This window comes from Sphingobium scionense (genome assembly GCF_014197035.1).
In the GTDB taxonomy this organism is placed as follows: Bacteria; Pseudomonadota; Alphaproteobacteria; order Sphingomonadales; family Sphingomonadaceae; genus Sphingobium; species Sphingobium scionense.
Map to the genome: position 1 here is coordinate 94,058 of NZ_JACIEU010000017.1, position 10,338 is coordinate 104,395.

13 protein-coding genes are annotated in these 10,338 nt (G+C 66.5%); 2 read left to right on the forward strand and 11 right to left on the reverse strand.

Translation table 11 applies throughout. The annotated features are described in order from the left end of the window. Positions 1-22 precede the first annotated feature (22 nt). Positions 23-289: a ribbon-helix-helix domain-containing protein gene (locus GGQ90_RS19320; RefSeq protein WP_015460421.1), complete on the forward strand. Its 267-nt coding sequence runs from the start codon at positions 23-25 to the stop codon at positions 287-289. Next, positions 286-600: a type II toxin-antitoxin system RelE/ParE family toxin gene (locus tag GGQ90_RS19325; protein ID WP_015460422.1), complete on the forward strand. Its 315-nt coding sequence runs from the start codon at positions 286-288 to the stop codon at positions 598-600. Before GGQ90_RS19320 ends, GGQ90_RS19325 begins: the two co-directional genes overlap by 4 nt. Here the strand turns inward: GGQ90_RS19325 and GGQ90_RS19330 are convergent. The 11 genes from GGQ90_RS19330 to trbB are packed head-to-tail and all read right to left on the reverse strand — an operon-like array spanning position 579 to position 10,335. Beyond that, positions 579-806 carry a DUF2274 domain-containing protein gene (locus tag GGQ90_RS19330; protein ID WP_015460423.1) on the reverse strand — a complete coding sequence of 76 codons (228 nt, stop codon included), beginning with the start codon at positions 804-806 and terminating at the stop codon, positions 579-581. The two genes, GGQ90_RS19325 and GGQ90_RS19330, sit on opposite strands and share 22 nt — an antisense overlap. Next, the gene (locus GGQ90_RS19335) at positions 803-2,140 is read right to left on the reverse strand and encodes a TraB/TrbI/VirB10 family type IV secretion system protein (protein ID WP_084653088.1); all 1,338 of its coding nucleotides are present in this window, start codon (positions 2,138-2,140) and stop codon (positions 803-805) included. The genes GGQ90_RS19330 and GGQ90_RS19335 overlap by 4 nt, the downstream gene beginning before the upstream one ends. Beyond that, a complete protein-coding gene (trbG, locus tag GGQ90_RS19340) occupies positions 2,137-3,114 on the reverse strand; it encodes a P-type conjugative transfer protein TrbG (RefSeq protein ID WP_246428322.1) in 978 nt (325 codons plus the stop codon). Before trbG ends, GGQ90_RS19335 begins: the two co-directional genes overlap by 4 nt. Before the next feature lie 59 nt (positions 3,115-3,173). Further along, on the reverse strand, positions 3,174-3,857 hold the full coding sequence (trbF, locus tag GGQ90_RS19345) for a conjugal transfer protein TrbF (RefSeq protein WP_015460426.1): 684 nt from the start codon (positions 3,855-3,857) through the stop codon (positions 3,174-3,176). Between the two features lie 6 nt (positions 3,858-3,863). After that, positions 3,864-5,249 carry a P-type conjugative transfer protein TrbL gene (gene trbL / locus GGQ90_RS19350; protein ID WP_015460427.1) on the reverse strand — a complete coding sequence of 462 codons (1,386 nt, stop codon included), beginning with the start codon at positions 5,247-5,249 and terminating at the stop codon, positions 3,864-3,866. Beyond that, a complete protein-coding gene (gene trbK-alt / locus GGQ90_RS19355) occupies positions 5,242-5,496 on the reverse strand; it encodes a putative entry exclusion protein TrbK-alt (RefSeq protein ID WP_015460428.1) in 255 nt (84 codons plus the stop codon). The genes trbL and trbK-alt overlap by 8 nt, the downstream gene beginning before the upstream one ends. A gap of 30 nt (positions 5,497-5,526) precedes the next feature. Continuing rightward, complete coding sequence (trbJ, locus tag GGQ90_RS19360; protein ID WP_015460429.1) at positions 5,527-6,249, reverse strand: P-type conjugative transfer protein TrbJ; 723 nt, start codon at positions 6,247-6,249, stop codon at positions 5,527-5,529. After that, complete coding sequence (gene trbE, locus GGQ90_RS19365; RefSeq protein WP_015460430.1) at positions 6,246-8,696, reverse strand: conjugal transfer protein TrbE; 2,451 nt, start codon at positions 8,694-8,696, stop codon at positions 6,246-6,248. Before trbE ends, trbJ begins: the two co-directional genes overlap by 4 nt. Positions 8,697-8,711: 15 nt before the next feature. Beyond that, positions 8,712-8,984 (reverse strand): VirB3 family type IV secretion system protein, encoded by a 273-nt coding sequence (locus GGQ90_RS19370; RefSeq protein WP_015460431.1) that lies wholly within the window; start codon positions 8,982-8,984, stop codon positions 8,712-8,714. Beyond that, entirely contained in the window at positions 8,984-9,316 is a 333-nt protein-coding gene (locus GGQ90_RS19375) for a TrbC/VirB2 family type IV secretion system protein (RefSeq protein ID WP_015460432.1), read from the reverse strand. Before GGQ90_RS19375 ends, GGQ90_RS19370 begins: the two co-directional genes overlap by 1 nt. Beyond that, positions 9,313-10,335 carry a P-type conjugative transfer ATPase TrbB gene (trbB, locus tag GGQ90_RS19380; protein WP_015460433.1) on the reverse strand — a complete coding sequence of 341 codons (1,023 nt, stop codon included), beginning with the start codon at positions 10,333-10,335 and terminating at the stop codon, positions 9,313-9,315. Before trbB ends, GGQ90_RS19375 begins: the two co-directional genes overlap by 4 nt. Between the last annotated feature and the right edge of the window lie 3 nt (positions 10,336-10,338).

The following is a 10,338-nucleotide window of genomic DNA, read 5'->3' on the forward strand; positions in this document are numbered from 1 at the left end:
AGGACAAGGAAAGGAGGCCGCGATGCCCAAACCCATGACCCTGAATGTTCGCGTTTCCGGCTCGCTCAGCGATTTCGTCGCGGCAAATATCGGAGAGAATGGCGCCTACGAGAATGTGAGCGAGTATGTTCGTGACCTCATCCGACAAGATAAGTCGCGTCGCGAAGACGAGTCATTCCAGCGGCTCAAAGCCGAACTGACCCGGGCCTTTGCTGCGCCCGACAGCAGCTACGAAACCCTTGATGCCGAAGACGTTATTCGTCGAAATGCGCGTCGCGCTCAAAAATGAGCAAGTTCAGGGTCCAATCGGCCGCCGGGCATCGGTTGGATGAGATTTATCTCCACACGCTCGACGCTTGGGGAGAGGCGCAGGCGGACAGCTACATCCGCGGCCTCTTTGACCGGTTCACGGCGATCGCTGAACGCCGCTTCCCGTGGCGACCGATCCCCGCGGAATTTGGCGTCGACGGTTTCGTATGCCGTTATGAGCGCCACGTGATCTACTGGAAATTGCTCGAGGATGGCACGGTGGGCATCGTGACCGTACTGCATGAGCGGATGCACCAGATCGAGCGATTTCAAGACGACTTCGGCGCCTGACGACGCGCCTTCGCAAATCCCCGGTCCGTCGCCATGAACCGCTCCAGCATTGGGGCGATAAGCCGCGCGGGCGGAACAGGCTGGGCGCCGTCACCGGCAAGCACGCGGCCATAGGCTTCAAGGTCGGAGTGGACCGAGGCCGGCAGCTCGATAGTGAGGCGGACCGGTTTGCTTTCCGCGAGATCGCCGAGTTTGAGTTTGGTCATCGTGTCTGTCTCCAGGGCGCCAATATCAAATCGCGACTCACCAGCACGCGTACCGGATGGCCGGGCCGCACGGTCAGCGTGGGCTGGATATTGAGTTGGCGGCGAACGATGTCCTGACCCGCCTGATTGATCGTATTCTGCCCGCCGTCACGAATGGCGCGGGCGATATCGTCATCGGAATCCGTGCCAAGCTCAGCCCCGATGCTGAGCAGGGTCGAAAGACCCGCTGCGCGCAGGATGCCGCCCCAATGTTCATCGACCCGGTCCTCGAGCCCGGCATAACCGGCGGGGTCGCCCGCGGGCTGGCGATCGAGGATGATCGAGCGGCCATCGGGCAGGATCAGCCGGTTCCAGACCAGCAGCACGCGGCGTTGTCCGAAGGCGACGTCTGCGTCATAGTCGCCGATCAGGCGCGAACCTTGGGGGATGAGCAAGGTGCGGCCTGTCGGACTGTCATAGACGCTTTGCGTCACCTGCGCCGTGACCTGGCCCGGTAGATCGGAACTGATGCCGGTAATGAGCGCGGCCGCGATGACGCTGCCCGCCTGCACGACATGGGGCGAGACGGGTGCTGTCAATTGACCGCTGTTGACGGTGCGGTTCTCGGGCGAGCGCTCCACAAACTCGCGCTTCGCCCGTTGCATGTTCGGACCGTCCGCGGGCTCTGGCGCGGCAGGCGAGGCGGCGCCGAGCGCCGCCAGATCCAGGCTGGGCGATGGGGTGGGCGTGACAGGACCTGACGCTGCGGTTCCCCCCTGACCGCCGAGGAACAGCCGGCTCGCAAGAGCTGCCTCGCGTTCCTGCGCCGCACGCTGCGCCGCCAGCTCCTCCGGCGTCATTGCCTGTGCGCCCACGGGAGGCGCCGCCGTGGGATCGACGGCGCCGCCTTCCTGCTGGGCGGCGAGGATCGGACCGCCGAGGTCGCCTGGGAGCGGTTCGCCGAGTGGGGGTACGCCAGCCGGCAACTGGCTATAGTCGCGCGGGGCGGTGGCCACCTGCTCGGTTACGGCGCGGCTATCGGTATTATAGAGTTCTTCCGGCGCGGCCTTGTCCCGGCTTTGCAGCGCGAAGGTGAGCGCACCGCCCACCGCCAGCGCGCCGACCGCACCGAGCGTCGCCATGGCCTTGCGTGAGAGGCGCATGACGCGCGGCGGATCGCCCCGCAGCCTGAACCCGGCCGGATCAGCCAGCGGCGGCCCGTCGAGGTGGTGCTCGTCCTCCACCTGGAGTTCCGGCTTTTCGTCTCCTGACCCCTCGGCCAACACCGCGGCGCCAGCCCCATCTTCCCTTTCCGGCCCTTCACCCTCGGAACGGGGATCGCGATCACCGGTCATCGCCGGCTCCTGCGCTGGCGGGTCCCGTCATCGCGCACGACGCGGACGACTTGCTGACGCTCGCCGCCCAGACGCAGTTCAGCGGCGGCGAACAGGCGATCGACGACGATATGGCGTTCGGCGACACGGTAATTGACCAGCTCGCCGCCGCCTTCGGGGCCGATCACGAAGAGGGGCGGCATTTCGCCTTGCGCGATGCCGGCGGGAAACTCGATGAATACCTGCGCGCCGTCATCGAATGCGCGCAGCGGCCGCCAGGGCGCTTCGTCACCCTCGATGCGGTAGCGGAAGTTGAGCCGGGCGACGTCGACACCAGTGGCGATGGGCGTTGCTCCGGCTGCTGCCGCGTTCTGGCCGCGCAGCGCGATCAGCTGGTCCTGCGGATAGGTCCATGAGACCGAGGCCATCCATGTCGCGCGCGTAGCACGCAGTTCGATATGGTAGGTTCGACGGTCGGTGTTGATCACGAGATTCGTGGAAAGATCGGGCCGCGTCGGCTTCGCGAGGATGTGGACCCGCGCCGAAGCCCCGGTCCCGCTCACCGTATCGCCGATGATCCAGCGCACCGTGTCGCCAGCGGCGACCGGCCCAGGTCCGACAAGCTGTTCGCCTTCCTGAAGGGCGATATCCGTCACTTGTCCGGGCGCGGCATAGACCTGATAGAGCGCCCCTTCCGACCAGGGGTAGACCTGGATCGCATTGATGAAGCCATCGCGCACAGGTTGCATCCGCGCGGCCGCATTGGCCTCGTTTACACGCGCCGACGGATCGACCGGCTCGGGCGGCGGCGTCCTGTCTTCAAGCGGCTTCAACTGGCCCGGAAGCGGCAGAGGCTCCGGCACCGTGACGATCTCGACAGGTGCAGGCGCTGGCAAGGTCTGGACGGCGGCGATAGCGGGCGCATCGTCATAGCGGATGGCGGGTGGTCTGGCGGCACTGGTGGCGCAGGCCGAAAGCGTGGATACGGAAATCATGAGGGCCGGAAGCACGTAAATGCGGGACGGCGCCTGACGACGGGAAGATGCGGACATGGTCATTGGCCAAGTTCCTTCGACCAGTTGATGGCGTTGACGTAGATGCCGAGCGGATTCTTCCTCAGGCGCTCGGGATCGCGCGGCGGCTGCACGGTGATGGTGAGAATGGCGGACCACCGTTCGGTGGCGGCAAGACTGCCGTCGGAATAGCGGCGCTCGATCCAGGCGACCCGGAAGCTGTCGGGTGATGCCCGGATGACGCTGGAGATCTCGGTGGCGATCTGGACCCGGCCGATATTGGCGAAAGGATCGTTCGACCTTGCGTAATCATTGAGGGCCATCGCCCCGCGATCGGTCGTGAAGTCATAGGCGCGTAGCCAGTTCTCGCGCACGATCACCGGGTCAGCGGGAATGCTGCGGACCTGTTCGATGAACCGCGCCAGATGAAACGCGATCTGCGGGTCGCTCGGCCGATAGGCGGCATTGGCGGGTGCGACCGTCTGGGCTTGCCCGAGCTTGTCGACCTCGACGATCCAGGGCGTGATCGTGCCCCGTGCGCCCTGCCAGACGAGACCGCCGGCAAGACCGGCGGACAGTGCGAGACAGCCGAAGGCGGCAAGCCGCCAGTTGCGGGCCTGGACACGGGCGGAGCCGATACGCTCATCCCAGACCTGCGCTGCGCGCTGGTAAGGCGTTTCCGGCTCGGGGGCATTGCCGTATCGAATGGAGGGTCGCTTGAACATGAGCGGTCAATCCTTCTGCTTGATGTCGGGCGACATGCCGCCGCCGCCGCGATCGCCCGAGCGGACCGCGTGCGAGACCGAGGCGACGCCGCGTTGCAGCGCCTGCTGACGCTTCATCGCCTTCGCCCAGGCAGGCGGCGCCCCTCCGCCTGATGTTGCGGGGGCGGATGTGGATGCGACCGAAGCACCGCCCGAACCGCCAGACCCGCCCGATATCGTTCCGCCCGAGGCCGAGAAGCCGGCGCGCGCGCCGGAGCGGAAATTGGATTTCATGGATTGACTGGCCTTGGCGGCGGCGTTCCTGATGGGGTCGATGGCTGCCCTGGCGGCGCCGCTGGCGGCGCTCTGTCCAACCGCGGAGAGACCGCCCGCAACGGCGCCGGCCCCGCTCTTGCCGAGTGATCCAAGGCTGTAGCTGCTGGCGGCGGCGCCCGCGGCGAACGATCCGCCGCGCGCAGCCGCCGCTCCCGCCTTCATGCCGCCGCCGATGGCGGAGGCGGCGCCGCCCGCGGCCATGCGCGCGCCCATCGCCCCGCCAACCGCCATTCCGCCTACGGCGAGCGCGGTGCCGACAGCGGCGCCGGCGCCAAGCTGGGGCGCGCCCGACACGAGCCCGGTCGCGATGCCGGGACCGAAGATGGAAAGACCGAGCAGGGCCAGAGCGGCCAGCGCCACCGACATCGCCTGTTCGGCGGTCGGCATCTCCCCGAAGGCGCTTTCGAACTGCGCGAAGAGGCCCGTGCCGATGCCTACAATGACAGCGAGCACCAGCACCTTGATGCCGGAGGCGACGACATTGCCGAGCACTTTTTCCGCGAGGAAGGCTGTCTTGTTGAACAGTGCGAAGGGGAGCAGAACGAAACCGGCCAGCGTCGTCAGCTTGAACTCGATCAGCGTCACGAAGAGCTGCACGCTGATGATGAAGAAGGCGATGAGGATGATGACCCAGGCGATCAACAGGATCGCGATCTGGACAAAGTTGGTGAACAGGCCGACCGGACCCGTCAGTTCTCCGGCGGCATCGAGCAGCGGTTCGCCCGCATTGAATCCGGCGGCCGCGACGCTGCCCGGCTTCATGAAGTCGGCAAGGCTGATCGCCGATCCGCTCGCCTTCAGGCCCAGCCCGGCGAAGCTCTCGAAGACGATGCCGGCGAGCGCGGAGAAGTTGCCGATGACGAAGGCGAAGAAGCCGACATAAAGCACCTTCTTCACCAGCCGGTGCATTACGTCCTCATCGGCGCCCCAGGCCCAGAACAGACCGGCGAGCGTGATGTCGATGACGATCAGCGTGGTCGAGAGGAACGCGACCTCGCCGCCGAGCAGCCCGAAGCCGCTGTCGATGTAATTGTTGAAGGTGTCGAGGAAGGTGTTGATGACGCCGGTATCATTCATGGCGGTCACCCTCGCGTCCGAGGAAGCGGCGGCGATGCTCTTCCCAGGCCGCGTCACAGCCGGAATCCGGCATGGTGAGCGTGCGGCAACGGGCAAGCTCGTCGCGCAAGGGATCGTACGGCGCGAGATCTGTGGGCGATGGCAGAGGCGCGGCAGGTTTGCGCTCGTCGACCGCTATGGCGATAGCGGTCGCCATCAACAGGCCTCCGGCAAGCGCGACTCCGGCGATCCTGGCGCTGCGGCTCATGTGCGTTTCCCCTTGTCGATTATCGCCCGGTCACTGGCCGCTGCGGCGCATGAAACGGCGAAAATGCTCGCGGCCCTGCTCTTCGGTGGCGGCGTTGCGCGCGGATTCGAGCGCCTGGGCGCGGCCCTGCGCGGCGAGAAGCGCGGTGAGATCGGCGATCTGACGCAATTGCAGGGCAAGAAGCTGGTTGCCGGCCTGGGCCGCCTGAAGCGCCCCGGTCGCCGACTGGCTGGCGCCGACGATGTCCGCCATCGCCGTCTGCGAGCCTTCGATATTGCCGACGACGCCGGCCTGGACGCGGAGCGCATCCTCGAAGCTGCCGACACTGTCCCGCCAGCGCTCGCGGGCATTGGCGATCAGCGTCGCTTCCGACGCATTCATATCGACGTCGCGATAGCGGGCCGTGAACGCATCCTCGATCGTCTTCACATCATAGGCGATGCGCTGCGCCTCGCTCAGCAATTGGCGGGTCTGCTGAACCTGCGCCTGAAGCTCGCCCAGGCTGCTGAACGGCAGCGAAGCGAGGTTTCGGGCCTCGTTGATGAGCGACGTCGCCTGCTGCTGGATCTGCTGTATCTGATTGTTGATCTGCTGGAGCGAGCGCGCCGCCGTCAGCACATTCTGCGCATAGTTGGTCGGGTCATAGACGATCCCGCCGAAGCCGAGCTGCGCGCTGGCAGGCGCTGAGACGGCTGTTAGACCCAGCATCGCGATGCCAGCGATGATGCTGCGGCGCAGTTTATGACGTGTCATAGCGGATTCTCCTCTGTGAAAGCGGGCAGAAGGTCGGCGGCCCAGTTCAGACCGCGATGGCGCAGCCAGGCGGCGGCGAAGCCCTGCTGCCCATGGGTGTCCATCAGTTCGCCGATGGTGATCTGGTCGGTCTTGGAAGAGGCGGCCGCGAAAGCGAGCGCAACATCGCCGAGACCCAGCTCGAACAGCCGGTTGCCGCGTGGGGACTGGCAGTAATAATCCCGCTTGGGCGTCGAACGGGCCAGGATTTCGATCTGCCGGTCATTGAGACCGAAGGCGCGGTAGATGCGGGCGATCTGCGGCTCGAGCGCGCGTTCGTTGGGGAGCAGGATACGCGTCTTGCAGCTTTCGATGATCGCGGGCGCGACGCTGCTGTTCTCGATCTGGGCGAGAGACTGGGTAGCGAAGATGACGCTGGCGTTCTTCTTGCGCAGCGTCACCAGCCAGGTGGAGAGCTGGCGCGCGAAGGCGGGCGAGTTCAGCGCCAGCCAGCCTTCGTCGATGATGATGAGCGTGGGGCTCCCATCGAGCCGCCCGGCGATGCGATGGAAGAGGTAGGACAAAACGGCGGGCGCCGCGCCGCTGTCCATCAGCCCTTCGGTCTCGAACGCCTGCACCGAGGCGGTGCCGAGCCGTTCCTGTTCGGCATCCAGCAGCCGCCCCCAGGCGCCGCCCACGCACCATGGCGCAAGCGCCTGCTTCAGCTCCTGCGACTGGAGTAGCACGGCGAGCCCGGTGAGCGTTCGCTCACCGGGCAGAGCGCTGGCGAGCGAGGTCAGGGCCGACCAGATATGGTCCTTGGCCTGCGGATCGACGGTCGCGCCTTCGGATTCGAATATGCCTGCGAGCCATTCGGCGGCCCAGGCGCGCTCGGCCGCATCGTCGATCCGCGCCAGCGGCTGCAACAGGACGCTGCTGTCCTCTTCCTTCCCGGCCTCGCTCGCGAACAGGCTGCCGCCTAGATCCTGCCAGTCGCCGCCCATCCCGAGCGCGGCGGCGCGGATGCTGCCGCCAAAATCGAAGGCGAAGATCTGGCTGCCGGCATAGCGCCGGAACTGGAGCGCCATGGTGGCGAGCAGCACGGATTTGCCCGCGCCGGTCGGGCCGACGACAAGCGTGTGCCCGACATCGCCGACATGCAGCGACAGGCGAAAGGGCGTGCTTCCCTCGGTCCTGGCGAACAGCAGCGGCGGCGCCTTGAAATGCTCGTCGCGCGATTGTCCCGCCCAGATCGCCGAGAGCGGGATCATATGGGCGAGGTTCATCGTCGAGAGCGGCGGCTGCCGGACATTGGCATAGACATGGCCGGGCAGCGAGCCGAGCCAGGCCTCGATCGCGTTCATGCCTTCGGGGATGCAGGTGAAGTCGCGGCTCTGGACGATCTTCTCGACCAGACGCAATTTCTCGGCGGCGATTCCGGGGTCTTCGTCCCATACGGTGACGGTCGCGGTCACATAAGCCTGACCGACATCGTCGGCGCCCAGCTCTTGTAGCGCCGCGTCGGCGTCGGCCGCCTTGTTCGACGCATCGCTGTCCATGAGGACCGACGCCTCGTTGGTCATCACTTCCTTGACGATCGCGGCGATGGATTTGCGCTTGGCGAACCATTGCCGCCGGATTTTCGACAGCAGCTTTGTCGCGTCGCCCTTGTCGAGCATGATGGCGCGGGTGGACCAGCGATAGGGAAAGGCGAGCCGGTTCAGCTCATCGAGAATGCCCGGCCAGGTCATGGTCGGAAAGCCGATCACGGTGAGGACGCGCAGATGATGCTGGCCCAGCCGGGGCTCGAGACCGCCAGTCAGCGGCTCATCGGCCAGCAGCGTATCGAGATACATCGGGGTTTCGGGCACGCGGACCCGCTGGCGCCGGGTCGAGATCGTCGAGTGGAGATAGGTCAGAGTCTCCGCATCATCGAGCCAGGCGGATTCGGGCACGAACCCCTCGATCAGATTGAGAAGCTGGGCGCAGCGATCCGTGAAGTTCTTGACCAGTTCCCAGGGATCGACCCCGTCTTTGGCCTTGCCTTCGTAGAGCCAGCTTTCGGCGCGGGCCGCATCCTCGGCGGGCGGCATCCAGAGCAGCGTGAGATAATAGCGGCTCTCGAAATGCGCACCCGCGTCGACGAACTGGGCGCGGCGTTCCTCGTCGACCAGCGCCGAGACCGGGTCGGGGAAGTCCGAAACGGGATAATCGTCGGACGGGATGCGCTGGGCTTCGACGAAGATCGACCACCCCGATCCCAGGCGCCGGAGTGCATTGTTGAGCCGGTGGGTAACGCCCACCAGTTCAGAGGGTGTGGCGGAATCGAGATCGGGGCCACGAAAACGAGCGGTGCGCTGGAATGAGCCGTCCTTGTTGAGGACGACGCCTTCGGCGATCAGCGCGGCCCAGGGGAGGAAGTCGCTGAGCCAGGCGGCGCGGCTGCGATATTCGGCGAGGTTCATCATGGGCAGTGCTCCTCGTCACACGCGCAAATAGGCGGGGTATCGGAGATGACGGCGGGCGACGTCGGCGAACTGCGCGTCGCGGCGCGCGGCCCAGACAGCGGCGAGATGGCCGACCAGCCAGAACACGCCGCCGGCAATCCACAACTGGAGGCCGAGACCGATCGCGGCCGCAAGCGTGCCATTGGCGATGGCGAGCGTGCGCGGGGCGCCGCCGAGCAGGATGGGCTCGGTCAGCGCCCGATGGACGGGGGCGTAGAAGCCCGCAACCTCATCTCCACCGCCCTGCATCAGATGACGGCCCCGCCGCCGAAGCTGAAGAAGGAGAGGAAGAAGGAACTGGCGGCAAAGGCGATCGAAAGACCGAACACGATCTGGATCAGCCGCCGGAACCCGCCGTTGGTGTCGCCGAACGCCAGGGTCAGGCCGGTCACAATGATGATGATGACCGCCACGATCTTGGCGACCGGCCCTTCGATCGACTGAAGAATCGACTGGAGCGGCGCTTCCCAGGGCATCGAGGAGCCCGACGCCCTGGCCGCGCTCGACATGGCGAGCGCGGCCACGAGGCCGATCATCGCCGTGTTGGCGGTGCTGCGGAAACGGGAAAGTGCGTTGGTCATCCGAGTTCTCCTGTCTGATGGATGGGGACGTCTTCCGCCCTGCGGACGGGCTCGAGCGGGCCGGGCAGCTGGCGCAGCGCATATTCGCCGGCGGCGTTGAGCCCATCGACCCGAGCCAGTTCGGACAGGCGGCGGCCATGACCGTCGCGCACAAGGACCGCGACGAAATCGATGGTCTCCGCGATCAGCGCGCGCGGCACCGTCACCACCGCTTCCTGGATGAGCTGCTCCATGCGGCGTAGCGCGCCGATCGCGCTGCCGGCGTGGATCGTGCCGACGCCGCCGGGATGGCCCGTGCCCCAGGCCTTGAGGAGATCGAGCGCCTCGGCGCCGCGCACCTCGCCGATCGGAATCCGGTCCGGGCGCAGGCGCAAAGAGGAGCGAACGAGATCCGACAGGCTGGCGACGCCGTCCTTGGTCCGCATCGCGACGAGATTGGGAGCGCTGCACTGGAGTTCTCGGGTGTCTTCGATCAGAACGACCCGGTCGCCGGTCCTGGCGATCTCGGCCAGCAGCGCGTTCGTCAGCGTGGTCTTGCCGGTGCCGGTGCCGCCGGCGACCAGGATATTGGCCTTGTCGGCGACCGCGATTTGCAGCGCCGACGCCTGCAACCGCGTCATGATGCCGTCGGCGACATAATCATCGAGCGTGAAGACAGCGACGGCGGGCTTGCGGATCGCGAAGGCCGGTGCTGCGACGACAGGCGGCAACAGCCCCTCGAACCGCTCCCCGCTATCCGGCAGCTCGGCCGAGACGCGCGGGCTCCCTGCATGAACCTCGGCGCCGACATGATGGGCGACCAGCCGAATGATCCGCTCACCGTCAGCCGGTGAAAGCCGCTCGCCGGTATCGGACAGGCCTTCGCCCAGCCGGTCGAGCCATAACCGGCCATCGGGGTTCAGCATGACCTCGACGGTCTTCGGGTCCGCCAGCCAGCCCGCGATCGAAGCGCCCAGCGCCGTGCGAAGCATCCGCGCACCGCGTGCCGAACTCTCCGATTTAAGGCTGTAGCTTGCCAATGA

Coding starts and splice junctions, on each gene's coding strand:
- GGQ90_RS19320 (WP_015460421.1), top strand. CDS start 23: ATGCCCAAACCCATGACCCTGAATGTTCGCGTTTCCGGCTCGCTCAGC.
- GGQ90_RS19325 (WP_015460422.1), top strand. CDS start 286: ATGAGCAAGTTCAGGGTCCAATCGGCCGCCGGGCATCGGTTGGATGAG.
- GGQ90_RS19330 (WP_015460423.1), bottom strand. CDS start 806: ATGACCAAACTCAAACTCGGCGATCTCGCGGAAAGCAAACCGGTCCGC.
- GGQ90_RS19335 (WP_084653088.1), bottom strand. CDS start 2,140: ATGACCGGTGATCGCGATCCCCGTTCCGAGGGTGAAGGGCCGGAAAGG.
- trbG (WP_246428322.1), bottom strand. CDS start 3,114: ATGATTTCCGTATCCACGCTTTCGGCCTGCGCCACCAGTGCCGCCAGA.
- trbF (WP_015460426.1), bottom strand. CDS start 3,857: ATGTTCAAGCGACCCTCCATTCGATACGGCAATGCCCCCGAGCCGGAA.
- trbL (WP_015460427.1), bottom strand. CDS start 5,249: ATGAATGATACCGGCGTCATCAACACCTTCCTCGACACCTTCAACAAT.
- trbK-alt (WP_015460428.1), bottom strand. CDS start 5,496: ATGAGCCGCAGCGCCAGGATCGCCGGAGTCGCGCTTGCCGGAGGCCTG.
- trbJ (WP_015460429.1), bottom strand. CDS start 6,249: ATGACACGTCATAAACTGCGCCGCAGCATCATCGCTGGCATCGCGATG.
- trbE (WP_015460430.1), bottom strand. CDS start 8,696: ATGATGAACCTCGCCGAATATCGCAGCCGCGCCGCCTGGCTCAGCGAC.
- GGQ90_RS19370 (WP_015460431.1), bottom strand. CDS start 8,984: ATGCAGGGCGGTGGAGATGAGGTTGCGGGCTTCTACGCCCCCGTCCAT.
- GGQ90_RS19375 (WP_015460432.1), bottom strand. CDS start 9,316: ATGACCAACGCACTTTCCCGTTTCCGCAGCACCGCCAACACGGCGATG.